The sequence below is a fragment of the Terrabacter tumescens genome (assembly GCF_014646815.1).
Lineage (GTDB): Bacteria > Actinomycetota > Actinomycetes > Actinomycetales > Dermatophilaceae > Terrabacter > Terrabacter tumescens.
The window spans coordinates 73,899-100,564 of sequence record NZ_BMNZ01000008.1; the positions used below are offsets into that span (position 1 = coordinate 73,899).

Annotated in this window: 26 protein-coding genes and 1 riboswitch; of the genes, 16 read left to right on the forward strand and 10 right to left on the reverse strand. The window is 73.3% G+C overall.

Going from position 1 to position 26,666, the window contains the following annotated elements; genetic code table 11:
* Positions 1–17 precede the first annotated feature (17 nt).
* A riboswitch (cobalamin riboswitch) is annotated at positions 18–143 on the forward strand.
* Positions 144–200: 57 nt separating this feature from the next.
* Genes IEY30_RS18660 through IEY30_RS18680 form a run of 6 tightly spaced genes read left to right on the forward strand, consistent with a single transcriptional unit; the run spans position 201 to position 7,358 of the window.
* Positions 201–2,303 carry a VWA domain-containing protein gene (locus IEY30_RS18660; protein WP_030202524.1) on the forward strand — a complete coding sequence of 701 codons (2,103 nt, stop codon included), beginning with the start codon at positions 201–203 and terminating at the stop codon, positions 2,301–2,303.
* Complete coding sequence (gene cobO / locus IEY30_RS18665) at positions 2,303–2,914, forward strand: cob(I)yrinic acid a,c-diamide adenosyltransferase (protein WP_229675090.1); 612 nt, start codon at positions 2,303–2,305, stop codon at positions 2,912–2,914. The genes IEY30_RS18660 and cobO overlap by 1 nt, the downstream gene beginning before the upstream one ends.
* On the forward strand, positions 2,911–4,335 hold the full coding sequence (locus IEY30_RS22020) for a cobyrinic acid a,c-diamide synthase CobB (RefSeq protein ID WP_229675091.1): 1,425 nt from the start codon (positions 2,911–2,913) through the stop codon (positions 4,333–4,335). Before cobO ends, IEY30_RS22020 begins: the two co-directional genes overlap by 4 nt.
* Positions 4,332–5,402 (forward strand): Rv2231c family histidinol phosphate aminotransferase CobC, encoded by a 1,071-nt coding sequence (cobC, locus tag IEY30_RS22025; protein WP_229675092.1) that lies wholly within the window; start codon positions 4,332–4,334, stop codon positions 5,400–5,402. The genes IEY30_RS22020 and cobC overlap by 4 nt, the downstream gene beginning before the upstream one ends.
* On the forward strand, positions 5,392–6,402 hold the full coding sequence (gene cobA, locus IEY30_RS18675; protein ID WP_030202515.1) for a uroporphyrinogen-III C-methyltransferase: 1,011 nt from the start codon (positions 5,392–5,394) through the stop codon (positions 6,400–6,402). The genes cobC and cobA overlap by 11 nt, the downstream gene beginning before the upstream one ends.
* Positions 6,399–7,358: a cobalamin biosynthesis protein gene (locus tag IEY30_RS18680; protein ID WP_052358936.1), complete on the forward strand. Its 960-nt coding sequence runs from the start codon at positions 6,399–6,401 to the stop codon at positions 7,356–7,358. The genes cobA and IEY30_RS18680 overlap by 4 nt, the downstream gene beginning before the upstream one ends.
* Here the strand turns inward: IEY30_RS18680 and IEY30_RS18685 are convergent.
* From IEY30_RS18685 to IEY30_RS18705, 5 genes are read right to left on the reverse strand one after another with little or no spacing between them, the layout of a single operon-like run.
* Entirely contained in the window at positions 7,324–7,788 is a 465-nt protein-coding gene (locus tag IEY30_RS18685; RefSeq protein WP_052358934.1) for an MOSC domain-containing protein, read from the reverse strand. The genes IEY30_RS18680 and IEY30_RS18685 overlap by 35 nt on opposite strands.
* Before the next feature lie 9 nt (positions 7,789–7,797).
* Entirely contained in the window at positions 7,798–9,606 is a 1,809-nt protein-coding gene (locus IEY30_RS18690) for a SulP family inorganic anion transporter (RefSeq protein WP_156035469.1), read from the reverse strand.
* Positions 9,607–9,635: 29 nt separating this feature from the next.
* Positions 9,636–10,373, reverse strand: coding sequence for a cobalt-precorrin-6A reductase (locus IEY30_RS18695; RefSeq protein WP_030202505.1), 738 nt, complete (start codon positions 10,371–10,373; stop codon positions 9,636–9,638).
* Between the two features lie 2 nt (positions 10,374–10,375).
* Positions 10,376–11,311: a MerR family transcriptional regulator gene (locus IEY30_RS18700; RefSeq protein ID WP_030202503.1), complete on the reverse strand. Its 936-nt coding sequence runs from the start codon at positions 11,309–11,311 to the stop codon at positions 10,376–10,378.
* Positions 11,312–11,314: 3 nt separating this feature from the next.
* Positions 11,315–11,779 (reverse strand): SRPBCC family protein, encoded by a 465-nt coding sequence (locus IEY30_RS18705; RefSeq protein ID WP_030202502.1) that lies wholly within the window; start codon positions 11,777–11,779, stop codon positions 11,315–11,317.
* Positions 11,780–11,926: 147 nt separating this feature from the next.
* Here IEY30_RS18705 and IEY30_RS18710 point away from each other — a divergent pair, with 147 nt between their 5' ends.
* From IEY30_RS18710 to IEY30_RS18735, 6 genes are read left to right on the forward strand one after another with little or no spacing between them, the layout of a single operon-like run.
* Positions 11,927–13,207 carry an NAD(P)/FAD-dependent oxidoreductase gene (locus IEY30_RS18710; protein WP_030202500.1) on the forward strand — a complete coding sequence of 427 codons (1,281 nt, stop codon included), beginning with the start codon at positions 11,927–11,929 and terminating at the stop codon, positions 13,205–13,207.
* Entirely contained in the window at positions 13,204–13,959 is a 756-nt protein-coding gene (locus IEY30_RS18715; protein WP_043417311.1) for a DUF1365 domain-containing protein, read from the forward strand. Before IEY30_RS18710 ends, IEY30_RS18715 begins: the two co-directional genes overlap by 4 nt.
* Complete coding sequence (locus IEY30_RS18720) at positions 13,956–15,266, forward strand: SAM-dependent methyltransferase (protein ID WP_030202494.1); 1,311 nt, start codon at positions 13,956–13,958, stop codon at positions 15,264–15,266. Before IEY30_RS18715 ends, IEY30_RS18720 begins: the two co-directional genes overlap by 4 nt.
* On the forward strand, positions 15,266–16,627 hold the full coding sequence (locus IEY30_RS18725; protein ID WP_030202491.1) for a cryptochrome/photolyase family protein: 1,362 nt from the start codon (positions 15,266–15,268) through the stop codon (positions 16,625–16,627). Before IEY30_RS18720 ends, IEY30_RS18725 begins: the two co-directional genes overlap by 1 nt.
* 19 nt (positions 16,628–16,646) lie before the next feature.
* On the forward strand, positions 16,647–17,366 hold the full coding sequence (locus IEY30_RS18730) for a CPBP family intramembrane glutamic endopeptidase (RefSeq protein ID WP_030202489.1): 720 nt from the start codon (positions 16,647–16,649) through the stop codon (positions 17,364–17,366).
* 4 nt (positions 17,367–17,370) lie between these two features.
* Positions 17,371–18,768: a tryptophan-rich sensory protein gene (locus IEY30_RS18735; protein WP_030202487.1), complete on the forward strand. Its 1,398-nt coding sequence runs from the start codon at positions 17,371–17,373 to the stop codon at positions 18,766–18,768.
* A gap of 9 nt (positions 18,769–18,777) precedes the next feature.
* Here the strand turns inward: IEY30_RS18735 and IEY30_RS18740 are convergent, their stop codons facing one another.
* Positions 18,778–20,007 carry a lipase family protein gene (locus IEY30_RS18740; RefSeq protein WP_030202486.1) on the reverse strand — a complete coding sequence of 410 codons (1,230 nt, stop codon included), beginning with the start codon at positions 20,005–20,007 and terminating at the stop codon, positions 18,778–18,780.
* A 178-nt stretch (positions 20,008–20,185) separates the two neighbouring features.
* Positions 20,186–21,148 carry a GlxA family transcriptional regulator gene (locus IEY30_RS18745; RefSeq protein ID WP_030202484.1) on the reverse strand — a complete coding sequence of 321 codons (963 nt, stop codon included), beginning with the start codon at positions 21,146–21,148 and terminating at the stop codon, positions 20,186–20,188.
* A 91-nt stretch (positions 21,149–21,239) separates the two neighbouring features.
* On the opposite strand from IEY30_RS18745, the gene IEY30_RS18750 reads away from it, so the two are divergent.
* Both IEY30_RS18750 and IEY30_RS18755 read left to right on the forward strand, forming a co-directional pair.
* Entirely contained in the window at positions 21,240–21,419 is a 180-nt protein-coding gene (locus IEY30_RS18750; RefSeq protein ID WP_030202481.1) for a hypothetical protein, read from the forward strand.
* A gap of 115 nt (positions 21,420–21,534) precedes the next feature.
* A complete protein-coding gene (locus IEY30_RS18755; RefSeq protein WP_030202477.1) occupies positions 21,535–21,927 on the forward strand; it encodes a VOC family protein in 393 nt (130 codons plus the stop codon).
* Between the two features lie 10 nt (positions 21,928–21,937).
* On the opposite strand, the gene IEY30_RS18760 is transcribed toward IEY30_RS18755, so the two are convergent.
* Together IEY30_RS18760 and IEY30_RS18765 are read right to left on the reverse strand one after the other, a co-directional pair.
* The gene (locus IEY30_RS18760; RefSeq protein ID WP_030202474.1) at positions 21,938–23,578 is read right to left on the reverse strand and encodes an HNH endonuclease signature motif containing protein; all 1,641 of its coding nucleotides are present in this window, start codon (positions 23,576–23,578) and stop codon (positions 21,938–21,940) included.
* A 119-nt stretch (positions 23,579–23,697) separates the two neighbouring features.
* Positions 23,698–24,636 carry a DMT family transporter gene (locus IEY30_RS18765; protein WP_229675093.1) on the reverse strand — a complete coding sequence of 313 codons (939 nt, stop codon included), beginning with the start codon at positions 24,634–24,636 and terminating at the stop codon, positions 23,698–23,700.
* Positions 24,637–24,892: 256 nt separating this feature from the next.
* On the opposite strand from IEY30_RS18765, the gene IEY30_RS18770 reads away from it, so the two are divergent.
* Positions 24,893–25,390 carry a cysteine dioxygenase gene (locus IEY30_RS18770; RefSeq protein ID WP_052358932.1) on the forward strand — a complete coding sequence of 166 codons (498 nt, stop codon included), beginning with the start codon at positions 24,893–24,895 and terminating at the stop codon, positions 25,388–25,390.
* Positions 25,387–25,812 carry a rhodanese-like domain-containing protein gene (locus IEY30_RS18775; protein WP_043417310.1) on the forward strand — a complete coding sequence of 142 codons (426 nt, stop codon included), beginning with the start codon at positions 25,387–25,389 and terminating at the stop codon, positions 25,810–25,812. Before IEY30_RS18770 ends, IEY30_RS18775 begins: the two co-directional genes overlap by 4 nt.
* Here IEY30_RS18775 and IEY30_RS18780 read toward each other — a convergent pair.
* Positions 25,730–26,656: a LysR family transcriptional regulator ArgP gene (locus IEY30_RS18780; protein WP_043417308.1), complete on the reverse strand. Its 927-nt coding sequence runs from the start codon at positions 26,654–26,656 to the stop codon at positions 25,730–25,732. The two genes, IEY30_RS18775 and IEY30_RS18780, sit on opposite strands and share 83 nt — an antisense overlap.
* Positions 26,657–26,666 lie beyond the last annotated feature (10 nt).

Here is a 26,666-nt window from a genome sequence, read left to right on the forward strand (position 1 = left end):
CGCCGGGCCGCCCGTCGTCTGGCAGACTGCGCGATGGCGACTGGAGAGGAATCCGGTGCAAATCCGGGGCGGTCCCGCCACTGTGAACCTCCGACCACCCGGTCGGGGGAAGCCAGGGCATCTCCCGTCGCTGGTCGCGCCCGCCGGGCGCGTCCGGTCCACCGACGCGGGCGAGGCACCCGCAGGAGGCTCGCAGTCCTATGCGCGACGGCTCGAACGACTCGAAAAACCTTGTCCGGCAGGACTCCCCACCTGACACCTTCCCCTTCTCGGCGGTTGTCGGCTCGGACGACCTGGCCCTGGCGCTCGTCCTGACCGCAGTCTCGCCGGATGTCGGCGGTGTCCTCGTGCGCGGCGAGAAGGGCACGGCGAAGTCGACCATGGTGCGCGGCCTCGCGGCCGTGCTGCCGCACCAGCAGGTCGTGGCCGGCTGCCGTTTCGGCTGCGCGCCGGGTGACGGCGCCGGGTGCCCCGACGGTCCCCACGCCGACGACTCCGGGATCGACCAGCGCGCCGCACGCCTGGTCGAGCTGCCTATCGGCGCGACGGAGGACCGCGTCGTCGGGTCGCTCGACCTCGAGCGGGCGCTGGGACGCGGCGAGACGGCCTACCAGCCCGGCCTCCTGGCCGCCGCGAACCGCGGCATCCTCTACGTCGACGAGGTGAACCTGCTCCACGACCACCTCGTCGACCTGCTGCTCGACGCAGCGGCGATGGGCCGCAACACCGTCGAGCGCGACGGTGTCTCGGTGTCGCACGCGGCCCGCATCGTGCTCGTCGGCACGATGAACCCCGAGGAGGGCGAGCTGCGCCCGCAGCTGCTCGACCGCTTCGGGCTCACCGTCGAGGTCGCCGCCCCTCGGGAGCCCGCGCTGCGCGCCGAGGTCGTACGCCGTCGGCTGGCCTTCGACGGCGACCCCGCTGCCTTCGTGGCCAGGTTCGAGGACGACCAGGAGGCGCTGCGCCGGCGCATCGCGGACGCGCGCTCACGCGTGGCCGCCGTGACGCTCACCGACGCGATGCTGACGAAGATCGCCACCGTCTGCGCCGGGTTCGAGGTGGACGGCCTGCGCGCGGACATCGTCACCGCTCGTGCTGCGGTCGCCCACGCCGCCTGGTCGGGGCGCACGAGTGTCACCGTCGCCGACGTCCGCGCCGCAGCGCGCCTGGCCCTGCCGCACCGCCGCCGGCGCAACCCCTTCGACTCCCCCGGCCTCGACGAGGATCTCCTCGACCAGCTGCTCGGCGACGACGAGCCGGAGCCCGACCCCGAGCACGACCCTGATCGCGATCCGGGCGACGACAAGGGCGAGGACAAGGGCGACGGCGAAGGCGGGGCCGACGGCGAGGCGCAGCCGAGCACGTCGGACGAGCAGCTGCAGCGGGCCGACGGAGGCGACCTAGGCGACCGAGGCGACCGAGGCGACCGAGGCGACCGAGGCGACGACGGTGGGTCAGCGCCGACGGAGGCTCCCGCCGGCGCGCCCGCGACGGCGGGTGTCAGTGCCGCGGACGATCCCTACCGCGCGAAGCTGCTGCGCGCCAAGGGCATCGGCCACGGCGACCCCGGTCGCCGCTCGGCGGCCCTGACGAGCACCGGACGCCGGGTCGGCTCGACGAGCGCCCGCACCGGACCGGTCCACCTCCCGGCGACGATCCGTGCCGCGGCCTCGCGCCGACAGGGCGCGGGCCGACTGCGCGTGCTCCCCGGCGACCTGCGCCGGGCGGTGCTCCAGGGCCGCGAGTCCAACCTCGTGCTGCTCTGCGTCGACGCGTCCGGCTCGATGGCCGCCCGCAAGCGCATGGAGGCAGTGAAGTCGGCCGTGCTCTCGCTGCTCCTCGACGCCTACCAGCGCCGCGACAAGGTGGGCCTCGTGACGTTCCGCGGCGCGGGCGCCGAGCTCACCCTGCCCCCGACCGGCTCGGTCGACATCGCGGCCCGGCGGCTGCGCGACCTGGCCCACGGCGGACGCACGCCGCTCGCCGAAGGGCTCGAGACGGCATACGACACGTTGCGGGTGGAGCGGCTGCGTGACCCGAACCGGCGGGCGCTGCTCGTCGTCGTCACCGACGGCCGGGCCACGAGCGGCCCTGACGCGCTGGCGCGGGCTGCTCGCATCGCGAGCGTGCTGCGGCACGAGGGCGTGGAGAGCGTCGTCGTCGACTGCGAGTCGGCGCGCTTCCGCCTCGGGCTCGCCGCCCGTCTCGCCGAGCACCTCGGTGCCGAGCACCTGCCCGTCGGCGAGCTCGCGGCCTCCGCCATCGTCGACGCGGCGCGGGCGAGCACCGGGCGGGCCGCCTGATGCGCGGGCAGCCGACGACCGTCCCCGAGGACGGCCTGACCACCCGCCAGCGACGCAACCGGCCGCTGGTCATCGTCAACACCGGCGACGGCAAGGGCAAGTCGACCGCGGCCTTCGGTCTCGCGCTGCGCGGCTGGAACCAGGGCTGGTCGGTCGGGGTGTTCCAGTTCGTCAAGAGTGCGAAGTGGCGCATCGGCGAGCAGACCGCCGTCGAGACCCTCGCCGAGCTGCACCGCGAGACCGGCCGGGGCGGGCCGATGGAGTGGCACAAGATGGGCGCCGGCTGGTCGTGGACCCGCAAGGAGGGCACCGAGGACGACCACGCCGAGGCGGCACGCGAGGGGTGGGCCGAGATCAAGCGCCGGCTCGCAGCCGAGACGCACGGCGTCTACGTCCTCGACGAGTTCACCTACCCGATGGCGTGGGGCTGGATCGACGTCGACGACGTCGTCACGACCCTGCGGGACCGCCCCGGACACCAGCACGTCGTCATCACCGGCCGCCGTTGCCCGCAGGCCGTGCTCGACCTCGCCGACCTCGTCACCGAGATGACCAAGGTCAAGCACCCGTTCGACGCGGGCCAGAAGGGCCAGCGGGGGATCGAGTGGTGAGCACCCCTCTCCCCCGCCTCGTCGTGGCCGCCCCCGGCTCGGGCCACGGCAAGACGACCGTCGCGACCGGGCTCATGGCGGCCCTGCGCGCCCGGGGCCTCGGCGTCTCGGGCTTCAAGGTGGGGCCGGACTTCATCGACCCGGGCTACCACTCGCTCGCGACCGGACGCCCGGGCCGCAACCTCGACCCGTTCCTCTGCGGGCACGACCGGGTGGCACCGCTGCTCGTGCACGGCGCCACCGCCGACGGCCCGACCGACGTCGCCGTCGTCGAGGGCGTCATGGGCCTGTTCGACGGGCGCATCGGGGGCGACGGCTATGCGTCGACGGCCCACGTCGCCACCCTGACGCGCACCCCTGTCGTGCTCGCGCTCGACGTCAGCCACATGACGCGCACGGCGGCGGCGATCGTCCACGGCCTCGCGACCTTCGAGCCCGGCGTGCGCGTCGCCGGGGTCGTGCTCAACAAGGCGGCGTCCGGTCGGCACACGCGCGAGGTGTGGTCGGCGCTCGAGGCCACCGGCGTCCCGGTGCTCGGGGTGCTGCCGCGCGACGCGGGGATCGAGGCGCCCTCGCGGCACCTCGGGCTCGTCCCCGCGGCGGAGCGCGACGAGGCAGCCCGCTCGGTGCGCCTGCTCGCCGAGCGCGTGGCCGAGCACGTCGACCTCGACCACGTGCTCGCGATCGCACGGTCGGCCCCCGACCTCGCCGACGCCGCGTGGGACCCGGCAGCCGCACTCGGGGACGCGGCGCGACCGACGACGGGTGCCCACCGTCCTGTCGTCGCCGTGGCCGGCGGCCGCGCCTTCACCTTCCGCTACGCCGAGACCGACGAGCTGCTGCGTGCGGCCGGCCTCGACCCCGTCGTCTTCGACCCGCTGCACGCGCGGTCGCTCCCGGCCGGCACCGCCGGCCTCTACCTCGGCGGCGGCTTCCCCGAGGTGCACGCGGCCGAGCTGTCGGCGAACTCGTCTCTGCGCCAGCACATCCTGGCCGCCGTGCGCACTGGCCTGCCCACCGTCGCCGAGTGCGCCGGACTGCTCTACCTCTCCGAGTCCGTCGACGGCCACGAGATGGTCGGGGCCGTCCCGACGGTGGGGACGATGGGCCCCCGCCTCACGCTCGGCTACCGCACGGCCATCGCGCCGGGTGACTCGCTGCTCGGCCCGGCCGGCACCCGGGTGACGGGCCACGAGTTCCACCGGACGACAGTCGAATCCGACGACCGCTCGGGCTCGGCGGCGTGGCTGCTCGACGGCACCCCCGACGGCTTCGCGCTCGACCCCGCCGGCACCGGCCGCGGGACGCTGCACGCCTCCTACCTCCACACCCACTGGGCGGGCCACCCGCAGCTCGCGGTGCGCTTCGCCGTGGCCGTTCACGCGTATGCCGTGTCGACCGACCACAGGAGGGCGTCGTGAGCGCGGTGTCGGGTCTCGTCGACCTGCACCACCACGGCGACCGCGACACCGCCCCGGGGCTCGTCGACCTCGCGGTCAACGTGCGGCTGCCCGCTCCCCCGCCGTGGCTGGCCGACGTCGTGGCGGACTCGCTGCGCGACCTCGGTCGCTATCCCGACCCGACCCCGGCCACCCTCGCCATCGCGCGGCGGCACGGGGTCGACCCCGCGTGCGTGCTCCCGACGGCCGGTGGCGCCGAGGCGTTCACCCTCGTCGCCCGCGCCGTGCCCGGGGCGGACCCGGTGGTCGTCCACCCCCAGTTCACCGAGCCCGAGGCCGCCCTCATCGCAGCCGGGCGAGCGGTGTCCCGGCACGTGCTCCGGCGCGAGGACGGCTTCCGGCTCGATCCCGCCGCCTTCAAACCTCGGGGCGAGCACGCCGGCGCCGACCTCGTCGTCGTCGGCAACCCGACCAACCCGACGGGCGTGCTGCACCGGGCCGACGACCTGCGCGCGCTGCGTCGTCCGGGACGCGTCGTCGTCGTCGACGAGGCCTTCATGGACGCGGTGCCCGGTGAGCCCGAGTCGCTCGTCGCTCCCGACCTCGACGGGGTGCTCGTCATCCGGTCGCTGACCAAGACGTGGGGCCTGGCCGGGCTGCGGGCGGGCTACGTCGTCGGCGACCCCGCCCTCGTGGCGAGGCTGCGCGCCGTGCAGCCGCCCTGGTCGGTGTCGAGCCCGGCGGTGGCGGCGACGGTCGCCTGCGTGTCGGCCCGTGCCGTCGCGGAGGCGGAGGCCGCGGCGCTGGCGTATGCCGCCGACCGGGACGTCCTCGTCCGCGAGCTCGCGGCCGCCGGGCTGACGACGGCGGCACCGTCGCACGCTCCCTTCGTCCTCGTCGACACGAGCCCGCTCGGCACCGGATCGGTCCGGGAGGACCTCGCCCGGGTGGGGTTCGCCGTCCGGCGGGGTGAGACCTTCCCCGGGCTCGGACCCACCTGGGTCAGGATGGCCGTCAGGGGCCCCGAGACCTCGAGAGCCGTCGTCGCGGCCCTCGCCGACCTGAGGAGACGTCGCCGTGTCGCCTGAGCTGAGCTTCTCCGGACTGTCGGTCCTCATCGCGCGCGTCGCACCCCACTCGGTCGCGACCGTGCACGCGCTGCTCCGGGACGGTGCGCGCGTCACCGTGGCCGCCACGCTCGAGGGCCTGCCCACCTCGCTGCGCGACCTCGCCGAGCGCGGGCTCGTCACCCTCGACCCGGACGCCGACCCGACGGCCCACGACGTCGTCCTGCGTGGCGACGTGTCGACCGCACCCGTGCCGACCCCGGAGACCGCTGCAGCTCAGGGCGGCTCCGCCGTCGGCACCGTGACCCTGCTCGGCGGCGGCCTCGGCGACCCCGGGCTGATGACCGTGGCCGGCATCGAGGCCGTTCGGGTCGCCGACGTCATCGTCCACGACCGACTCGCACCGTTGAGCGTGCTCCGTCACGCCCGGGACGACGTGCAGGTCGTCGACGTCGGCAAGATCCCTCGCGGGGACTTCACACCGCAGGAGCGCATCAACGAGATCCTCGTCGAGCACGCCCTCGCCGGCCGGAACGTGCTGCGTCTCAAGGGTGGTGACAACTTCGTCTTCGGTCGCGGAGGCGAGGAGGCCGAGGCCTGCGCGGCCCACGGCATCCCCGTCGTCGTCGTCCCGGGCATCTCGTCAAGCATCGCGGCGCCGGCCCTCGCAGGCATCCCCGTCACGCACCGCGCACTGGTGCAGGGCTTCACCGTCGTCAGCGGTCACGTGCCTCCGGGTGACCCGCGCAGCACGCTCGACTGGGGCGCCGTCGCGCGCAGTCGCACGACGATCGTCATCCTCATGGGGGTCGCCACGCTCGGGGCCGTCGCCGAGACGCTCGTGGCCGAGGGCCTGCCGCCCGAGACCCCCGCGGCGGTCGTCGCCGACGCCGGGCTGCCGAGCATGCGCACGGCCCGCGGCACGCTCGCCGACATCGACGCCACGGCCCGCCGCGAGGGCCTCGGCGCCCCGGCGGTCGTCGTCATCGGCGAGGTCGCGGCACTCGACGTCCTCCGATGAGCCGCGCCCTGGGCCTGGCGCTGGGCTGGGCGCTCGACCAGGCGATCGGTGACCCGCGGCACTGGCACCCGGTGGCCGGGTTCGGCTCTGTCGCAATGGCGCTCGAGCGGAGAACGTATGCCGCGTCGCGGACCAACGGGGTCGCCCACGTCGCGCTCCTGGTGACGGCGACGGCCGCCCTCGGCGTCGTCGCCGAGCGGGCGACGCGGCACCGTCAGCCTGCCCGCACCCTTGTCACCGCGACCGCGACGTGGGCGGTCCTGGGAGGCCGCTCACTGACCCGTGAGGCAGCCACCATCGACGGGCAGCTGCGCCGCGGAGACCTCGACGCAGCCCGCGTGCAGGTGCGCAACCTCGTCGGCCGCGAGACCTCGACGCTCGACGCCGACGAGATCGCCCGTGCCTGCGTCGAGTCGCTGGCGGAGAACACGTCCGACGCCGTCGTCGCGCCGCTGCTCTGGGGCGGCCTGCTCGGCGTCCCGGGGCTGCTCGCCTACCGCGCCGTCAACACCCTCGACGCGATGGTCGGCCACCGCAACGAGCGTTACCGCGAGTTCGGCTGGGCCGCAGCCAGGCTCGACGACGTCGCCAACTGGGTCCCGGCCAGGGTCGCAGCGGCCCTGGCCCTCGCGAGCAGCGGCTCGCGAGAGCGTGCAGCGCAGGCGCGGGACGCCATCCGACGTGACGCCCCGGCCCACCCCAGCCCCAACGGCGGGGTCGTCGAGGCCGCCTTCGCCGGAGTCCTGGGCGTGCGTCTCGGCGGGTCCAACACCTACGACGGACGCACCGAGGACCGCGGCACGCTCGGCACCGGCCCGGCGGCCGCCGTGCAGGACATCGGCCCGGCGAGCCGCCTCGCGCGACGTGTGTCGGCGGGCTCGCTCGCCGTGGCTGTCGCAGTGGCCGTCGCGATCGAGGCGCTCAGTGCGAGAGGTCGACCTCGTCGCCGACGCTGATCGTCCCCGACGTCAGCAGCCGGAACACCGTCCCGGCCCGTGCGTGCAGCGCCCGCGCGGCGCCCGGCCCGAGGTTGTCGTCGAGCAGCCGGCACGGCGCAGCGACGCGCACGACCTCGAGCTCCACGTCGCCGATGGTGATGCGCTCCCCCGGCCTCGTCGGGATCGTCCCGCCGGAGATCGTCAGGTTGCGCCGCGTCAGGCCCGGATCGACGGGCCGCCCGAGGTCGGCGGCGGCCGCCTCGAGGTCCGGCAGCGCCTGGATCGTCACGTGCCGGTGCTTGCTGCCGTGGTAGCGGTCGCCGACGAGCCCGGCCCCCGCCTCGGCCTCGACGCTCGGAACCGAGCGCGTCGGCAGGCGGCGCCCCTTGGCGACGTGGATCGCGACGACGGTCGGCGTCGGGTCGCCTGACTCACGCTCGGTGTCCATGCCGCAAGGCTAGGCGTCGGGCTCCGGCGGGGTGGGCTCGGGCTGCGCCGGCACGGGCGGGATGCGCAGCCCCGGCGGCCCCGAGCCGTGCTCGCGCTCGTACCACGCGGCATACGCGGCGACGGCCGTCGGCAGGGTCGGGAAGATGAGGTCTGCACCGACCTTCTCGACGAAGCCGCCGGCCTCGAGCGAGATCCGCATGTCCTCCTTGACCCGGGCCATCGCGAAGCGGATCCCCCGCGCCGCGAGCGTGGAGCGCAGGGTCTCGAGGGCGTCCACCGCCGTCAGGTCGACCTCGGTGTTGGCCTCGGCATTGAGCAGGAACCACTCGACCTGCCCGTGCCCCGAGGCCGTGTCGACGACCTCGAGCGCGCGCTTGACGAAGTCGTCGGAGTTGGCGAAGAAGAGCGGTGAGTCGTAGCGGTAGACGACGAGCCCGGGCACCTGGACGGCGTTCGGGTGGTCGTCGATGTCGTGCATGCCGGCGACGTCGGGCACGTAGCCGAGCACCCCGTCGTGCGGGTGGACGATGCGCCGCAGCAGGTCGAGGACCGACAGCGCGATCGCGGCGCCGATGCCGGGCAGCACCCCGAAGAGCAGCACGGCCGCCGTCGTCGCGAGCGCCAGCACGAGCTCGCTGCGCCGGAAGGCCGCGATCCGCCGCAGCTCGGCGACGTCGACGAGCCGGATCGCGGCGAAGACGACGACCGCCCCCAGCGCCGCGGTGGGGAAGGCGCCGATGACGGGCCCGAGCCAGAGCAGGGTCGCGATGACGATGACCAGCGAGACGAGCGAGTGCAGCTGGGTGCGCGCCCCCATCGCGTCGGCGATGACGGTGCGGCTGCCGCTCGAGCTGATCGGGAAGCCCTGGAGCAGGCCGGAGGCGACGTTGGCGCCGCCGAGCGCGAGGAACTCCTGGTTGCTGTCGATGCTCTCGCGGTGGCGCGCCCCGAACGCCCGGCCGGTCAGGACGTTGTCGGAGTAGGCGACGACGGCGACCCCGAGCGCCGCCGGCAGCAGGGCCCAGACGTCGACGTCGGCGACGTCGGGCAGCCTGACGGCCGGCAGCCCCTGCGGCACCGCGCCGACGACGTGCACGCCGGCTCGCTCGACGAGCCCGCCCGCCCAGACGACGACGGTCGCGCCGAGCATCGCGATGAGCGGCCCGGGCCAGTGCGGCGCGAAGCGCTGGAACGCGAAGAGCCCCGCGAGCACGCCGAGCGCCAGCCACAGCGTCGGGAGGTGGACGTCGCCGAGGTGCGTGACGGCATACCTCAGCTCCTGGAGGAAGGAGTCGCCCACAACCTTCAGCCCGGTCACCTTGCCGATCTGGCTGACGACCATCAGCGCGGCGATGCCGGCCATGTAGCCGACGAGGACGGGCTTGGACAGCAGGTCGGACAGGAAGCCGAGCCGCGTCACGAAGCCGACGACGCAGATGAGCCCGACGGCGATCGCGAGGAGCGCCGCCATCTCCTGGCGCATCGCGAGCCCGCCACCCGCAGTGACGAGCGCTCCGACTCCGGCCGCGGTCATGAGGGCGGTCGTCGACTCGGGACCGACCGACAGCTGCCGCGACGAGCCGAGCACTGCGTAGACGAGCAGGCCCGGCCCCACGGCCCACAGGCCGGTGACGGCCGGGAGCCCGGCGACCTCGGCGTACGCGAGCACCTGCGGCACGAGGTAGGCGGCGACGGTGATCCCGCCGAGCACGTCGCCGCGCAGCCACACGCGGTCGTAGCGGCGCAGCACGGCGATGCCGGGGAGCAGCCGCTCCCACCGCGCGCGTTCGTCGTGTCCCGCCGGCCCCGCCGTCACGCGACGAACGTACGCGACGACGTATGCCGTCAGGCGGGTTTCGCGCCCACCGCTCCGAGTGCGTCGTCCACCGTCGCGACGACGCGGACCCCCTCGGGCACCGGCGGGCGGCGGACGACGACGACGGGGACGCCGAGGTCGTGCGCGGCAGTGAGCTTGGCCTCGGTGAGCGCACCGCCCGAGTCCTTGGTCAGGAGCACGTCGATGCGGCGGCTCTCGAGCAGGTCGCGCTCGCCGGCGTAGGGGTAGGGGCCGCGGGCTCGGAGCACCTCCCACGACGCCGGGACCTCCCACTCGGGCGGGTCGACGACGCGCGCCAGGACGTAGCGGTCGTCCCACCCGGCGAAGGCGTCGAGCTGCTGGCGCCCCGTCGTGACGAACGGCCGGACCCCGAGGCCCTCGGCGGCGACGCGGGCGGCCTCGATGTCCTCGACCCACGTGAACGAGCCCGCCAGGGGGTGCACCTCCCAGCCGGGACGCTGGAGCCGGACGATCGGCACGCCGACCCGGTCGCACGCGGCGACCGCGTTGCCGGTGATCCGCGCCGCGAAGGGGTGGGTGGCGTCGACGACGTGGTCGAAGGAGCCGTCGACGTAGGCGGCGAGGCCGTCGACGCCGCCGAAGCCCCCGGTGCGCACCTCGCCGACGGGCAGGGCCGGCGCGCTGACCCGCCCGGCCAGGCTCGACACGACGACGTCGCCGCGCTCGACGAGCCGGGCCGCGAGGTCCCGCGCCTCGCCCGTGCCCCCGAGGACGAGGACCCGCACGCTCAGGCGGGGATGCGCAGGCGGCGCGTCATCTCGCCGACGGCGACGGTGATCGAGTGGCCGAGGTGCACGCAGGTGCCGGTGATCTCGTTCTGCTGGCTGCCGCCGAGCCCGATGACGACCTCGGGGTGGGCGCGGCTCACGGTGTCGACGATCTCCTGGGCCATGGCGATGTCGATGTTGCGCGGCACGGCCATGACCATGCCGGCCGCCCGTCGGGCCTCGATGGCGCGCAGCCAGTCCTCGGCCGGCAGGTCGGCGCCGACGTAGACGGTGGCGAAGCCGGCCCTGCGGGCCGCCACGGCGAAGGCGAGCAGCCCGAGCTCGTGGCGCGAGCCCGGCGGCAGGCCGATGAGCAGGGTCGGGCCGTCGACCCGGCCGGACGCGGCCTCGTAGGCGGCCGCGAGACGTCGCTGCACGGCATACGACACGAGGTGCTCGCCGGCCACGGTGAGCCGGCCGTGCGCCCACGCGTCACCGACGAGGGCCAGGGTGGGCATGAGCCAGTCGTCGACGACGTGCTCGAACGTGCCGAGCGCGAACCGGGCGTCGAGGACGGCGCTCGCCGACGCGGAGTCGAGCCGCTCGGCCGCCCGGATGAAGGCCTCGGCGTCCTCGGACTGGTAGCGGCCACCCGGGCGCAGCGGGGCGACGCGCGAGCTGCGGCTCTCGCGGTCGCCGCGGCCGAAGGGCACCTCGCGACCGGCGGCGTCGCGGCTCGAGAGCCGGCGGATGGTCTCCGCGGCGGCCTCGCGGGCCGACCACCCCTCGTTGACGAGGGAGTTCATGATGGCGAGGGCGCGCACGTCCTCGGGGCCGTAGAGGCGGTAGCCGCCGTCGGACCGCTGCGGGCTGACGACGCCGTAGCGACGCTCCCACGCGCGGAGGGTGGCGACGCTGATCCCGGTCAGCTCCGCGGCACGTTTGATGGTGTACATCGGCTACCCCAACCTGTTCAAGGCGTCTCGCATGCCCTGCTCGGCCTCGTCGCCGAGCTTCTTGAAGGCCGGCGCGAGCAGGGGGGCGGCGAGCTTGGCGACGCCCTTGAACTCGAAGTCGGCGCGATAGGTGACGGTCGTGCCCTCGGCGCCGGCCCCGCCGTCGCCGGCGCCGCCCGTCACGGTGCGCACGAAGGTCATCGTGTCGTTGGCGACGACCGTGGCGTTCTCTCCCCTGAGCGCGAACCGCTCGCCCGGCACGTGCTCGATGACGAGGTAGTCGAGCTCGGTCTCGCGGCCGAGGAACTTCGACACGTTGCGGTAGCGCGTGCCGAGGCCGCCGTCACCGGAGACCCGTTCGGTGCTCACGGTGCCCGGGTCCCACTCGGTCGTGTTGGTGAAGTCGCTGAGGTAGGCGAAGACGCGATCCACGGGCACTCCCACGGTGACGCTGCGCTCGATCTCCATGCCTTCTCCAACCTTTGACAGACCTTGAACAGCCACTCTACGGTGTGGACGAAGGATGGACAACGCGCGCCGCGCACACTGTCCTCCTCCAATCCGGTCGGGGCATCGCGCCGAACCACACGGGACCACATCAGCCAGGAGGCCTCGGTGACTCGACCGAACCGATCCGACAGCACCCGACCCACCGCCGCCGTCATCGGCGCGGGCGTCTCGGGACTGACCGCAGCCCACGTGCTGAGCAGGACGCACGACGTCACGCTCTACGAGAGCGACAGCCGCATCGGCGGCCACGCGCACACCCACGACGTCGCCGGACGCGACGGCAGCCTGCGCATCGACAGCGGTTTCATCGTCCACAACGAGAAGACGTACCCGCACCTGCTCCGCCTCTTCGCCGAGCTCGACGTGCCGACCCAGCCCACCGAGATGAGCATGAGCATCACGTGCGAGGGCTGTGGGCTGTCGTATGCCGGGGGCCGCGGTCCCAAGGGCATGTTCGCCCAGAAGCGCCGCCTCGCCGACCCGCGGTTCGTCAAGATGCTGAGCGACGTGCCGCGCTTCCACAAGGCCGCGCACGCCCTCCTCGCCGACGAGTCGCAGAACCCGACGTGGGGCGAGTTCCTTGCCGCGCAGGGCTTCTCCGACTACTTCGTGCGCCACTTCGCCATCCCGCTCGTCGCCTGCGTCTGGTCGTGCGGCGACCTCGACGCCTCGTCCTACCCGGCCCGCCACCTCTTCCGGTTCCTCGACCACCACGGCATGCTGACGGTGACGGGTTCGCCGACCTGGCGCACCGTCACCGGCGGGTCGGCCACCTACGTCGACCGGCTCGTCGCGCGACTGCCCGACGTGCGCAAGGAGAGCCCGGTGACCGCGGTGACGAGGCACGACGACGGTGTCGACGTGCTCGTGCGCGACGGGCAGACCGCGACCTTCGACCGCGCGGTGGTGGCCACCCACGCCGACTCGGCCCTCGACCTGCTGGCCGACGCGACGCCCGACGAGAAGCGCGACCTGTCGGCGATCCGCTACTCCCGCAACGAGACCTGGCTGCACCGCGACTCCTCCGTGCTGCCCAAGCCCCGCCAGGCCAAGGCGTCGTGGAACTACCGCATGCACGCCTGCGACGCCCCGGCGCCCGACGTCACCGTCAGCTACTGGATGAACCGCCTGCACGGCATCACCGACGCCGACGACCACGTCGTGACGCTCAACCCGGCCGGCACCGTCGACGAGTCACTCGTGACGGCGCGGATGTCCTACGACCACCCGATCTTCACCCAGGAGGCGGTCGAGGCCGCGGGCCGCCTGCGAGGTGCGGGTGGCGACCGTCTGGCCTTCGCCGGCGCGCACCTCGGCTGGGGCTTCCACGAGGACGGGTGCCGCTCGGGCGTGGAAGCCGCCGAGTCGTTCGGGGTGCGCTGGTGACGGCCGTCCTCACGCCGCCGCAGGTGCCTGCCCTCGTCGACGGCACCGTGGCGCACTCGCGTCGCACGCCGCTGCACCACAGCTTCACCCACGGCCAGTACCAGTGGCTCGTCGACATCGACGACCTTCCCCGACTTCCTTGGCCCGCAAGGCTGCTCGCCCGGTTCGATGCGCGCGACCACCTCGATGGCGGCCGGCTGGGCGGGGGGATCCGTGGTGACGTCCAGCGGTTCCTCGCCGCACGTGGCGTGACCCTGGCCGCCGACGACCGGGTGCTCATGCTCGCCAACGCGCGCGTCCTCGGCCACACCTTCGACCCCCTCAGCGTCTTCTGGTGCCTGCGCCCCGACGGCTCGCTGCTCGCCGTCGTCTTCGAGGTGCACAACACCTACGGGGAGCGCCACGCCTACCTCCTCGACGTCGAGGACGACGGCACGGCCTCCGTCGCCAAGGCCTTCTACGTCTCGCCCTTCAACGACACGAGCGGGGAGTATGCCGTCCGCCTCGTCCTGCGGCCCGACGCCGTCGCCGTGACGGTGGGCCTCGACCGCGGTGGCGAGCGCATCATGACCGCCGTCACCCGTGGCACCCCGGAGCCCGCCACGACCCGCTCCCTGCTCCGACTCGTCCGCCGTCACGGCCTCATGACCCAGAGGGTGACGGCCCTGATCCGGGTACACGGCATACGACTGTGGTTGCGTCGCCTGCCCGTCATGCCCCGCCCCCACCACCCCGAGGAGGCCGTCCGATGACCGCCCAGTCCACCCAGCCCGTCCCGTCGCCCGTCTCGCCGACGCTCTCGATGGCCCAGCCCATCTGCCTGCGCCGGCCGAGCCTGCGGGTCCTCTGCGTCCGCGCCCGCCTGGCCCGCAGCATCCTCGCCCAGGTCGCCAAGCGCGTGCCGGTCGACGTCGTCATGCCCGACGGGTCGCTGCTCGGTGGCGGCACGCGCCAGGCCGGCCGCCCGGGCCTGGAGATCGTGCGCCCGACGGCCCTCTTCGAGCGCCTCGCCCACCACCCGAAGATCGGGATCGGCGAGGCCTACATGGCCGGCGACTGGAAGGCGGCCGAGGGCACCGACCTCGCCGAGCTGCTCATGCCGTTCGCCGAGCGGATGACGACGGCCGTGCCGGCCGGGTGGCTGCGGCTGCGCGGCTTCGTCGACCGCCGCATCCCGACGATCCAGAACAACTCGCTGCTCGGCTCGCGCCGCAACATCGAGGCGCACTACGACCTGTCCAACGACCTCTTCGCGACCTTCCTCGACGAGACGATGAGCTACAGCTCGGCGATCTTCGACGAGGACCAGCCGCTGCGCACGCAGTCCTTCGAGGAGGCCCAGCTGCGCAAGGTGCACGCGATCCTCGACATGGCCAAGGTCGGCCAGGACAGCCGCGTCCTCGAGATCGGCACCGGCTGGGGCACGCTCGCCCTCGAGGCCGCACGCCGCGGCGCCACGGTCACGAGCGTCACGCTCTCCAAGGAGCAGGCGGCACTGGCCCGTCAGCGCGTCGCCGACGCCGGCTTCACCGACACGGTCGACATCCGCATCCAGGACTACCGGGAGGTCGAGGGCGTCTACGACGCCGTCGTCAGCGTCGAGATGATCGAGGCCGTCGGCGAGGAGTACTGGGAGACCTACTTCCGCACGATCGACGAGCGCCTGGCGCCGGGGGGCATCGCCGCGATCCAGGCGATCCTCATGTCGCACGAGCGGCTCATGGCCACGAAGCACTCGTACGGCTGGATCCAGAAGCACATCTTCCCCGGCGGGCTCATCCCGAGCCTGCAGGCGATGAGCGAGACGACCGACGCCGCGACGACACTGCGCATGTCGGCCGTCGAGGCCTTCGGCACCGACTACGCCGAGACGCTGCGCCGCTGGCGCGAGACGTTCCTCGCGCGCTGGCCCGAGGTCAACGCCCTCGGCTTCGACGAGACGTTCCGTCGCAAGTGGGAGTTCTACCTCGCCTACTGCGAGGCGGGTTTCGCGACGGGCTACCTCGACGTGGCGCAGGTGCGCTTCGAGCGGGAGGGCGCCGCGGTCGCGGCCTCCTGATGGCTCCGGCGACGACGTCGATCCTGTGGTTCCGGCGAGACCTGCGCCTGAACGACCATCCGGCGCTGCTCGCCGCCGTCGACTCGGCCTCGCACGTGCTGCCGGTCTTCGTGCTCGACCCGCGCCTGCTCGAGCACGAGACCCCGCGCACGCGGCGGCTGCTCGCCTCGGTGGCGTCGCTGTCCAAGGACACGCGCGGCGCCCTCGTCGTCCGCCGCGGTGACCCGGTCGAGGTCATCCCGAAGCTGGCGAAGCAGGTCGGCGCGACGCAGGTCCACGTCTCGCGCGAGACGACGCCCTACGGCCGTCGCCGCGACGAGGCCGTCGAGAAGGCCCTCGCCGACGACGGACGCGAGCTCGTCGCGACCGGCACGCCGTATGCCGTGGGGCCGGGTCGCATCGTCAACCAGTCCGGCTCGCCCTACAAGGTCTTCACGCCGTTCTCCAAGGCGTGGCACCAGCACGGCCGGCCGGCACCGGCCGACCGGCCGAAGCGCATCCCGTGGCTGCGCGACGAGGTGCACAGCGACCCGCTGCCGAAGACGCCCTCGGGGATCGAGGCCGGCGAGGCAGCCGCGCTCAAGCGGTGGGAGAGCTTCCTGCGCGACGGGCTGACGGCATACGACAGGGAACGCGACCGACCCGACCTCGACACGACCTCGCGACTGTCGGCGCCCCTGAAGTACGGCGAGATCCACCCCCGGACGATCCTCGCGGACATCGCCGCGCACTCGGCCGGGCGGTCGCAGGCGGCCAACACCTACGTCACCGAGCTGATCTGGCGCGAGTTCTACGCCGACGTGCTGTGGCACCAGCCGGACTCGGCGTGGCACGACCTGCGCGGCGAGCTCGCCAAGCTGCCCTACGACTCCGGCGCCGAGACCGACCGGCTCGTCGACGCGTGGCGCGAAGGCCGCACGGGCTACCCGATCGTCGACGCGGGCATGCGCCAGCTCCTCGAGGAGGGCTGGATGCACAACCGGGTGCGGATGATCACGGCCAGCTTCCTGACCAAGGACCTCCACGTGTGGTGGCCGGTCGGGGCGCAGCACTTCCTCGACCACCTCATCGACGGAGACATCGCCAGCAACAACCACGGCTGGCAGTGGGTCGCGGGCACCGGCACCGACGCCTCGCCCTACTTCCGCGTCTTCAACCCGGTGACGCAGGGCAAGAAGTTCGACCCCGACGGGGAGTACGTCCGGCGCTGGGTGCCCGAGCTGCGCCACCTGAAGGGCAGCGCCGCGCACGAGCCGTGGAAGCACGACAACGGGTACGACGAGAAGTATCCCCAGCCGGTCGTCGACCACGACGACGAGCGCAAGGAGACCCTGGCCCGCTACGAGCGCGCCCGACGCTGACGACCGGAGGAGACGAGACATGCGGGGCCCCGTGGCCGAGCTGCGCGCGTTCGTCAACGCGGCGCTCATCGAGAAGGTGGACCGCGACCACCACGACCCCGACGACGTCTTCCGGCGCCGCCAGGTGGTCGTCGCGATCACGTTCGTCGTCGGCACCGTCGTGCTCGCGTGGGCACTCCGGATCACGCCGGGAGACCCCCTCTTCTACGTCGCGACGCTCGCGCTGGCGGCGGTGTGGCTCGTCGGGGCGCTGCTGTCCGGGCCGCTGCACGCCGGCTGGGGGCACACGCGTCGTGGCGAGCCGGCCCGGCCCATCGTCCAGTCGCTCGTGCTCGGCGTGCTGCTCCTGCTCGTCTTCCTCGTCGGGGCGCTCGTCGTCGCGCGCATCCCCGTGCTGCGCGAGCCCGTCGACCAGCTGCTCGACCACGCCCGGTTCGGCGCCTTCGCCGCCGTCCTCGCCATCACCTTCGTCAACGGCGTCGTCGAGGAGCTCTACTTCCGCGGCGCCCTGTATGCCGCGCTCCCCCGCCACCAGGTCACACTGACGACGGTGCTCTACGCCCTGACGACCGTGGGCAGCGGCATCCCGCTGCTCGTCCTCGCCGCCGCCGTGATCGGTCTCGTGACCGCGCTGCAGCGCCGCGTCACCGGCGGCTTCCTCGGGCCGATCATCACGCACGTCGTGTGGTCGACCGGGATGCTCGTCCTCCTCCCACCCGCCCTCGAGCTGACCAGGTGATCCGATGACCTCCTCCCGCAACGCCCTCGTGACCGGAGCCTCCGGCTACATCGGGGGGCAGGTCGTGCCGCGGCTGCTCGACGAGGGCTGGACCGTGCGTGTGCTGACCCGCCACCGCAGCTCGATGGACGGCAAGCCGTGGGCCGACCGGGTCGAGGTCACCGAGGGTGACGTCGGCTCGGCCGACGACATGCGCCGGGCCCTCGAGGGGATCGACGCCGCGTGGTACCTCGTGCACTCGATGGACGACAAGCCCGACTTCGCCGAGCGGGACCGCGAGGCGGCGACGATCTTCTCCGAGGCGGCCAAGGATGCCGGGGTCTCGCGCATCGTCTACCTCGGCGGCCTGCACCCCGACGACGACGTCCTCTCGCCACACCTCGCCTCGCGCGTCGAGGTCGGACGCATCCTGCTCGACTCGGGCGTGCCCACGGCGGTGCTCCAGGCTGCGGTCGTGCTCGGTGACGGGTCGGCGTCGTTCGACATGCTGCGCTACCTCACCACTCGGCTGCCCGCGATGGTCGCGCCGAAGTGGCTCGACAACAAGATCCAGCCGATCGCCATCGACGACGTCGTGACGCTGCTCGTCGGCGCCGGCAGCCTGCCTCCCGAGGTCAACCGCACCTTCGACATCGGCGGCCCCGAGGTGCTGACCTACCGCGAGATGATCGGGCGCTTCTCCGACGCGACGGGCCGCCGCCGTCCCGTCGTCGTGACCGTGCCGGTGCTGACGCCGCGCCTCGCGAGCCACTGGGTCGGGCTCGTCACGCCGATCTCGGCCGGCCTGGCCAAGCCGCTCGTCGGCAGCCTCGTCCACGAGGTCGTCGCCAAGGAGAACGACCTCGTGGACTACGTCGACGTGCCCGGTGGCTTCACCGACTTCGACACCGCCGTGCGGTCGGCCATGCGCACGGCGAAGCCCGACACGGCCATGCGCAACCTCGCCCTGACGAGTGCCGCGACCGTGGCGACCGTCGTCGTGGGCAGCCTTGCCACCAAGCCCGACTCGACCTGGTACCGCTCGCTCGACCTGCCCGACTGGCAGCCGCCGACGATCGCCTTCCCTGTCGTGTGGACCGCGCTCTACGCCGACATCGCGGCGAGCTCGGCGACCGCGCTCAACGCGTACGACAAGGCCGGCGACACCACGGGCCGCGACGCCTACCTCAAGGCGTTCGGGACCAACCTCGCGCTCAACGCGGCGTGGAGCGTCCTCTTCTGGCGCTCCCGCAGGCCGTGGGTCGCCGCGGCCGAGGCCGCCCTGCTCACGGCGAGCTCGGCCGACCTGGCGCGGCGCGCCGGCACCGCGAGCAAGGGGGCCGGGATCGCCCTGTCGCCGTATGCAGTGTGGTGCGGTTTCGCGACGGCCCTCTCGACCGCGATCGCCCGCCGCAACTCCTGACGCCGCTCCTCACAGCCACCAGCAGTCGGAGACCTGCGGGAGACCGGCGACCCGCGCCTCGAGGAAGGCGTACTCCTTCGCGAACGACGGCACCGCACCCCCGACGTGGGTGGGGGTCACGTTGGCGGAGAAGGCGACGTTGGCGCCGCGGGCGCACCAGTCGTGGGCGAGACCTCGCCCCACGGCATACGGGATGACGTCGTCGAGCACCGAGTGCGTGAGCAGGACGGGGACGGTGGGCTTGAGCCGGCCGAGGCGCTGGTCGGCGATGATCGAGCGGAAGGGCTCGGCCGCCGCGAGCTCGGTCAGGGAGCGGCCGTCCCTGGTCAGGTCGCTCGAGCGCGTGAAGGCGTGCAGGGCGATGGACTGGGCGACGCACTCGCCCTTGACGGCGTTGATGACCGACGTGCCGCGGGCGTTGAGGAAGCTGTCGAGGTCGAGGCCGTAGGCGGCGGACTGGCCGGCGACGGCGTAGAGCGCGAAGGCGGAGTAGAGGCTGCCGTCGAGGTGCGCGGCCACGGCGCCGAGCTCGGCGGGGACGGCTCCGGCCACGGCGCCCTTGAGCTTGAGCTCGGGAGCGTAGGTGGGCGCGAGCTCGGCGGCGGCAGCGCTCGCGCCACCGCCCTGGCTGTAGCCCGCGAGCATGACCGGGCCGGCGGTGGGCAGCCCGGTGCCGGGGAGGCGCTGGGCCGCGCGCACCATGTCGAGGACGGCGTGGGCCTGTGCCTCACGGACCATGTAGGTGTGCGTGCCGGGCGTGCCGAGGCCCTGGTAGTCGGTCATGGCGACGGCATAGCCACGCGCGAGCAGGCCTGAGACGAAAGCGCCTTCGTACTCCGACCCCGCGGCGAGCTGTCGGCTCGGCGCGCACTGGTCGCCCATGCCCTGGGTGCCTGCGGCGTAGCCGATGACGGGACGCTGACCTGCGCCGATCCACGGGACGGGCGGGACGAGGACCGTGCCGGTGACGGCGACGGGGACGCCGCTGCGGTCGCGGGTCGCGTACATGACTCGGGTCGCCCGAGCGGTCGAGCGGATGGTGCGGAGCGGGTCGAGGTAGAAGGTCATCGCCTCCGCCTCGAGCACCGTGCCGGGCACCGCGGTAATGGACGACGGCGGGTCGTAGAACCCGTCGGCCCGAGCTGTCGTGAACGGCGCCATGACCGCGGCGGCAAGGGCGAGGACGACGACACCGACGATGCGGCGGGTCCGGGACAGGCGGAGGGTCGATCGCGGCATGACGGCAGGCTCCTAGGGCAGCGGGACGGCGTCGGTGGCGTCCACTGGCCAGTAACCTACTAGCGGTAACCACGCCTGTCGCGGCGAGATCCGCGGGTCCACGAGCGCTCTCGGCATTGCTAGCGGTGTCTAGCGTTGGTCCGATAGCGGCGCAGACTCTCCTCGCGAGGGTGGAGTGCTAGGCCGTGGCGGGCTGCCGGGCGAAGGCGCGACGGTAGGCGACGGGCGGGATGCCGATCTGGCGCTGGAAGTGGTGGCGCAGGACGGCGGCCGTCGCGAAGCCGCTCTCACGGGCGATGCGCTCGATGTCGAGGTCGGTGGACTCGAGCAGGTGGCGGGCCCGGAGCACGCGCTGGCTCGTCAGCCACTTGTGAGGCGTGGTGCCGACCTCGGCCGTGAACCGGCGGGCGAACGTGCGCTCGGACATCGCGGCGCGGCGCGCCAGGGACGGGATCGAGTGCTCCTCGTCGAGGCGCTCGGCCACCCACTCCATGACGTCCTGCAGCCCCTCGCACGGCTCGGTCGGCACCGGCGTCTCGACGAACTGGCGCTGGCCACCGGACCGGTGCGGCGGGACGACCATGCGACGGGCGATGCGGGTCGCGACCTCCGAGCCGAGCTCGGTGCGCACGAGGTGCAGGCACGCGTCGATGCCGGCAGCCGTGCCCGCGCTCGTCAGGACCGGGCCGTCCTCGACGTAGAGGACGTCGAGGTCCACGCAGGCGCGCGGGTGCTCCTCGGCCAGGCGGGCGGCATACCTCCAGTGGGTGGTGCACTCACGCCCGTCGAGCAGGCCGGCTGCGGCGAGCTGGAAGGCGCCGGAGCAGACCGAGAGGACCCGACCCCCGCGCGCTGCGGTGTCGCGCAGAAGGTCGAGGACCTCGGGATCGTAGGGACCGTCGACGGCGCCGCCGGGGATGGCGACGAGGTCGGCGCCGCGGGCGGCCTCGAGCGGGTGGGGCGCGATGACGCTCAGGCCGGTCGTCGTGCGGAGCGGCTCCCCCGGGCGGGCCGAGCAGACGCGGAAGTCGAAGGCGGGGACGCCGTCGTCGGTGCGGTCGATGCCGAACACCTCGCAGAGCACCCCGAGCTCGAACGTCGCGACGGGCTCCTGGGCGATGACGGCGATGGTGCGCAGCATCCGACCAGCATGACACTGTTGGCAGAATCTTGTCGATCATCGACAGTTCTGCCACTCGTGGCAGGATCGTGATGAGCGCAGGCTTTCTGCCATGGACATCATCTTCTTCATCGCCATGATCGTTGCTCTCGTCGCGGCCGCCGGGCCGCACCACCGCCGGACGTTCTCACTGCCGCGCGCCCCCTTCGGCGCCGACGCCGAGCTCGACCGTGACATGGACCGCGTGCTCCACGACGCGCCCTTGGCGCACGACACCCGGGTCGCCCACTGACCCTCGGACAACCTCGGATTCACCTCGGACCGAACCGCGGGCCGAACCGGTGACGGGCGTCCGCGACAGGACCTCCTTGGCGTGGACGTCAGAGCCCGATGCAAGGGTTGTGCGCATGACGACCTCACCTGCACCCGCCGTCGGCTGGCTCGCCTCCGTGTCCCTCGACTGCCCGGACCCGTCCGCGCTCGCCGACTTCTACGGCGCGCTGCTCGGCCTGCCGCGCGCGTACGAGAGCCCGGACGGGGGCGTCGTGTCGCTGTCCGACGGTGGCATGGCCGTCACGATGATGCGGGCGACCGACCACGTGCGGCCGACCTGGCCGGAGCCGGGCCAGCAGCAGCAGCTCCACCTCGACATCCTCGTCACCGACCTCGACGACGCGGTCGAGCGGTCGATCGCCCTCGGCGCCACCGAGGCCGCCCACCAGCCGGCGCCGTCGGCCTGGCGAGTGCTGCTCGACCCCGTCGGTCACCCCTTCTGCCTGACGACCGTCACCGGCGACTGACCGCCCCCGCTCAGAACGGGGGCAGGTCGTCCAACGTCGGTGCGTCCGGCCCGTCGTCCGGCACGTCGTCCGGCAGGTCGGCCGGCACAACACCCGGCGCGTCGTGCGCGTGATCGTCGACCGAAGCGCCCGGTGGGGCGCCCCGCCCCGGTGGACCCGAGCCCCGGTCGCGCAGCGGTTCGCGCCAGTCCTTCGGGTAGGTGATGTACTCCCGGCCGGCCAGCGAGGTCCACGAGATCCCCTCGTCGGCCGCTTGGCGAACGCGCCAGACCCTCGCGGTCTTGCCGTTGTGACAGCCGCGACTCAGCGAGTCGAGGTTGGAGACGTGGGTGCGGCCGGCCGGCCACGGTTGGAGGTGGTCGACGTCGCACCGGTCGGCCGGGACCTGGCACCCCGGGCCGCGACAGACGCCGTCCACCGCCTTGACGTGCTCGATCATCTCGGGCGTCGGGGTGTAGCGGTCGGTCGAGAGCTCGAGGGCGCGGCCGGTGTCGACGTCGGCCGCGAGACGCTGCCACACCGAGCCGGGGGCCGTGATGATCCGGCGAGCGTGCGCTGCGGTGACCCAGCCGTGGCCGGTCAGCTCGCACGGTGCGTCGGACAGACCGACGGCCACCTCGAAGGGGACGACGATGCGAACCGCCGCGGGCGGGGCGTCCGAGAGGCCGGACCAGCCCAAGCCGCTCGCGGACGGGCCATCTTGGGACGGGCCACCCTCGGACGGGCCACCCTCGGACGGGCCACCCCGGGTCGGGCCACCCCGGGACGGGTTACCCGCGGACGGGCCACCCGCGGACGGGTTGCCCTCGGGGTCCGGGACGATGCCGAAGAGGACGAGGTCGCAGAGGAGGTCGCTGCGCAGCTGGTCGAGGGTGCGGGCGTCACCGGCCGCACGGGCGGCCCGTGCCATCGCGTCCACCCGGTCGAGCACCCCGACCACCCGCTCGGCCGGCGCCACGACGGTGAACGTGCCCATGCCGTCCTCGACCAGGCGGCCGAAGACCGTGCGCCTGACCTTGGCAGCCTGTCGACGCTCCTCGTGCCCGCGCGGGTCCGCCGCTCGCACGCACCGCCGCAGCCGCTCACCGAAGAGACGGTGCGACGGGATCGACCCGTCGCGAGCCGGCGCGAGGACGGTCGCCTCGAGATCGGGGACGGCGTCGTCGTCGAGCATCCTCGTCTCCACGACGATGCGCAGCGCCCGCTGGAGGCTGACCGAGCCGGCGCGCAGCCGCTCGCGCAGCACGCGGTGGCGCCGGGGCGCCGTCGCCAGCTCGAGCCGACGCGCGACCTCCGACGCGCCCACCCCGGTCGCGCACGCGACCTCCTGCGTCACGACCTGGTCGGCCGTGATGGGTACCGGCGAGCTCGTGACCAGCTGGGAGAGGTGCTGCTCCTCGACGGAGTGCAGCGCGGCGTAGGCGTCGACGATCCGGCCCTCGAGGCGGCCCTTGTGGACCTCGAGTCGCTCGATCTGCGACAGCTCCGCCTCCGCCTCGTCGAGCAACGAGCGCGGTGGACGCGGCTCCGGCCGCGCCCTGGGCACCTGTCCAGACACGGACTTCGCGTGCTTCAGCAGCCAGACGACACGCGGGTTGAGCCCGCCGTCAGTCGCGTCGGGAGCCGAGCGCCCGGAGTCGAGGAATGGCACGAACTCACTCCTCCCACCCGGGTCGCCGACTTCTCAATTAGAACACATGTTCGAACTGGGAGGAAGGCCTGTCCACACCTCAGTGGCAGCCGATTCGCTTGGACCCCAGCGGGATCCACTCAGCCGTCGACCTCAGGCCGCTGCCTGCTCGGCGACTTGCGCCTCGTCAGGAGCACGCCGGCGATGCACAGGGCGCCACCGACGAAGGTGAGCGGCGGCGGCACCTCGGAGAGCAGCGCCCAGGCGATGAGCGTCGCGATGAACGGGACGAGGAACGTCGTCAGCGTCAGCGTGCCGGCGTCGCTCCGCGCCAGCACGTAGGCCCACGTCGAGAAGGCGATGGCCGTCGGGAAGATGCCGAGGTAGGCGATCCACCACAAGGTGCTCGCATCACTGTCGCGCACGACGGTCACGAGCTCACCGCTCCACGGCAGACAGACGACCGCGCCGATGATGCACGCGATCCACGTGACCTCCGGCCCGGGCAACCGCCCGAGGAGAGGCTTCTGCGCGAGGACGCCCACGGCATACGTGATCGCGGCGAGGACGGCGAGCCACACGCCCACCATGTCGCCCGAGTCCCCGGACGAGAAGCCGCGGGCGATGACGACGACTCCGGCGAAGCCGACGGCCATGCCGATGAGGAGCCAGCGGCTCATCTTCTCGCCGAGGAAGACGGTGGCGAGCAGGGCCACGATGATCGGGCCGATCTGCACGATGAGCGCGGACGTGCCGGCATCGATGCGGCGCTCGGCCTCGTTGAGGGCGAGGTTGTAGACGCCGAACCAGCCCACGCCGCAGAGCAGCAGCAGCGGCCAGTCACGCCGGGCGGGCCACGTGCGCGGCCGGCGGAAGACCAGGACTCCCAGCGCGACCGAGGCCACGAGCAGGCGACCGAGCGACAGCGCACCCGGCGGCATGTCGTGTCCGAGGTGACGGATCGCGACGAAGGCCGACGCCCAGAGAAGCAGCGTGACGGCCACCGCCCCGAGCACGAGCCACCGCGTGCGGCGGGCGGTCGTCGGGGCGTCACTGGCAGTGCGGCTGTCCACGGTCACCCCCGAACCCTAGGCGTGGGGACCGACACCGCGCCGCGCCCTTTTCGGCCAGAACCCCGCGACTTCCCGCCACCGCAGACCCGTCGTTGTCGAGGACCAACCACATAAGTTAACGTTTGCTTTATGGCAATGCATGGTTATGTCTTGGTCTGGCTTCGCTGTCGACTGCTCGGGACGATGTGCGCGCACTGAGCGCCCCGCTCCCGAGCGGCCCCGACGTCCTGCAACAGACCCGACCCGACCGAAAGGCACGACCATGTCCCGCGGCGCCCAGCGCACCTCCGTCGACCTCGCCGACACCGCCCGCCGACTCTCCCGCCAGCGCACGCTCTGGCAGGGCCTCGTCGACTTCGACCCCATCACGCGCTACTACGCGCGACTGCTCGCCGACCACGACCACGAGGCGTGGCTGCTCACCTGGCTGCCGGGCCAGGGCACGCCGTGGCACGACCACGGCGGCAGCGCCGGCTCGTTCGTCGTGCTCCAGGGCGTGCTCACGGAGGAGGTCGCCGGCTACCGCACGGCGGTCGACCTCGACGACGTCCGGCGGGTCACGGGGCCCGGCGTGCTGCTCGGCCCGGGCGACCAGCGGACCTTCGGCACCCGTCACCTGCACCGGGTGACCAACGCCGGCTCCGACCCGGCCGTGAGCCTGCACGTCTATGCGCCCAAGCTGACGGCCATGACCAACTACCGCGCCGTCGACGGCGTGCTCGAGGTGGAGGAGCAGGCCGAGGTCGGGGTCGACTGGTGACGCCGCCTGCTGACCGTCCCCGCACGATCGACGAGGTGCTGGCCGAGGCACGCAGTCGTCTGCACCGCCTCACCCCCGAGGACGCCGAGCAGGCCCGCGGCAGAGGCGCCTTCGTCGTCGACATCCGCCCGGCCGCGCAGCGCGACGCCGAGGGCGAGCTGCCCTTCGCGACGGTGATCGAGCGCAACGTCCTCGAGTGGCGCCTCGACCCCTCGAGCGACGCCGCACTGCCGAACGCGAGCCACGACCTCGAGGTCGTCGTCCTCTGCCAGGAGGGCTACACGTCGAGTCTCGCGGCAGCAGCCTTGCAGGAGCTGGGGATCCACCGTGCGACCGACGTCATCGGGGGGTATGCCGCGTGGCGCGCTCTGCTGGACGACGCACCGTCGAGCGCGGGGCCGCCGACGACGCCGCCGTCCTGACGGTCTCGCTCAGCCGGTCCAGGTGCGCGGAGGGCAGCCGCCAGCGCTGCCAGTAGAGCTGGACGTCGACGTGGTCCCGGGAGCCGAGGCGCACGACGTCGCCCGCCTCGAGGAGCGGAGCGAGCTGTGTGGTGAGCAGGGCACCCCAGCCGAGGCCGGCACGGACGGCGGCCACGAAGCCGGCGCCGTCGGGCACCTCGTGCGTCGGAGGCGCGCTGGCCACCCCGTGCCGGTCGAGGAGGCGCTGCTGGATGTCGTCCTTGCCGTTGAAACGCACCAGCGGCGCTGTGGCCCAGTCGAACCCGCGGCCGGCACGGTGACGGTCGAGCAGCTCCGGCGTCGCGGCCGGCAGGTAGCGCATCGTCACCAGCGGCTCGGTGGAGCAGCCCTGGACCGGTGTGGGGTCCGAGGTGACCGCACCGAGCACCTCACCCGAACGCAGCAGCCGGGCCGAGTGATCCTGGTCCTCGACACGGACACGCAGCACCACGTCGTCCCAGCCGGCCGCATCGGTCAGCACCCCGGTGAACCACGTCGACATCGAGTCGGCGTTGACGACGATCGGCAGGTCCACCCGGTCCCCCTCTCCGGTGGCGAGGCCTGCGAGCGCCTCGGACTCGAGCAGGCTCTGCTGCCGGGCCAGCCGGACGAGCGCCTCACCGGCCGGTGTCGCGCGGCAGGGTGCGGTGCGCACGACGACGACCTGACCGACCTCCGCCTCGAGCGCCTTGACGCGCTGGCTGACCGCTGACGGCGTCACGTGGAGCCGCCGGGCGGCCGCGTCGAAGGTGCCGGCATCGACGATGGCGAGCAGGGTGGCGAGGTGCTCGGGCTGCAACCGCATGAAGCCATGC

What these genes read in the sequence shown, in the direction of transcription:
- IEY30_RS18660 (WP_030202524.1), top strand. Translation starts at nt 201, where the DNA reads ATGCGCGACGGCTCGAACGACTCGAAAAACCTTGTCCGGCAGGACTCC.
- cobO (WP_229675090.1), top strand. Translation starts at nt 2,303, where the DNA reads ATGCGCGGGCAGCCGACGACCGTCCCCGAGGACGGCCTGACCACCCGC.
- IEY30_RS18680 (WP_052358936.1), top strand. Translation starts at nt 6,399, where the DNA reads ATGAGCCGCGCCCTGGGCCTGGCGCTGGGCTGGGCGCTCGACCAGGCG.
- IEY30_RS18685 (WP_052358934.1), bottom strand. Translation starts at nt 7,788, where the DNA reads ATGGACACCGAGCGTGAGTCAGGCGACCCGACGCCGACCGTCGTCGCG.
- IEY30_RS18700 (WP_030202503.1), bottom strand. Translation starts at nt 11,311, where the DNA reads ATGTACACCATCAAACGTGCCGCGGAGCTGACCGGGATCAGCGTCGCC.
- IEY30_RS18705 (WP_030202502.1), bottom strand. Translation starts at nt 11,779, where the DNA reads ATGGAGATCGAGCGCAGCGTCACCGTGGGAGTGCCCGTGGATCGCGTC.
- IEY30_RS18720 (WP_030202494.1), top strand. Translation starts at nt 13,956, where the DNA reads ATGACCGCCCAGTCCACCCAGCCCGTCCCGTCGCCCGTCTCGCCGACG.
- IEY30_RS18725 (WP_030202491.1), top strand. Translation starts at nt 15,266, where the DNA reads ATGGCTCCGGCGACGACGTCGATCCTGTGGTTCCGGCGAGACCTGCGC.
- IEY30_RS18730 (WP_030202489.1), top strand. Translation starts at nt 16,647, where the DNA reads ATGCGGGGCCCCGTGGCCGAGCTGCGCGCGTTCGTCAACGCGGCGCTC.
- IEY30_RS18735 (WP_030202487.1), top strand. Translation starts at nt 17,371, where the DNA reads ATGACCTCCTCCCGCAACGCCCTCGTGACCGGAGCCTCCGGCTACATC.
- IEY30_RS18740 (WP_030202486.1), bottom strand. Translation starts at nt 20,007, where the DNA reads ATGCCGCGATCGACCCTCCGCCTGTCCCGGACCCGCCGCATCGTCGGT.
- IEY30_RS18745 (WP_030202484.1), bottom strand. Translation starts at nt 21,148, where the DNA reads ATGCTGCGCACCATCGCCGTCATCGCCCAGGAGCCCGTCGCGACGTTC.
- IEY30_RS18750 (WP_030202481.1), top strand. Translation starts at nt 21,240, where the DNA reads ATGGACATCATCTTCTTCATCGCCATGATCGTTGCTCTCGTCGCGGCC.
- IEY30_RS18755 (WP_030202477.1), top strand. Translation starts at nt 21,535, where the DNA reads ATGACGACCTCACCTGCACCCGCCGTCGGCTGGCTCGCCTCCGTGTCC.
- IEY30_RS18770 (WP_052358932.1), top strand. Translation starts at nt 24,893, where the DNA reads ATGTCCCGCGGCGCCCAGCGCACCTCCGTCGACCTCGCCGACACCGCC.
- IEY30_RS18780 (WP_043417308.1), bottom strand. Translation starts at nt 26,656, where the DNA reads ATGCGGTTGCAGCCCGAGCACCTCGCCACCCTGCTCGCCATCGTCGAT.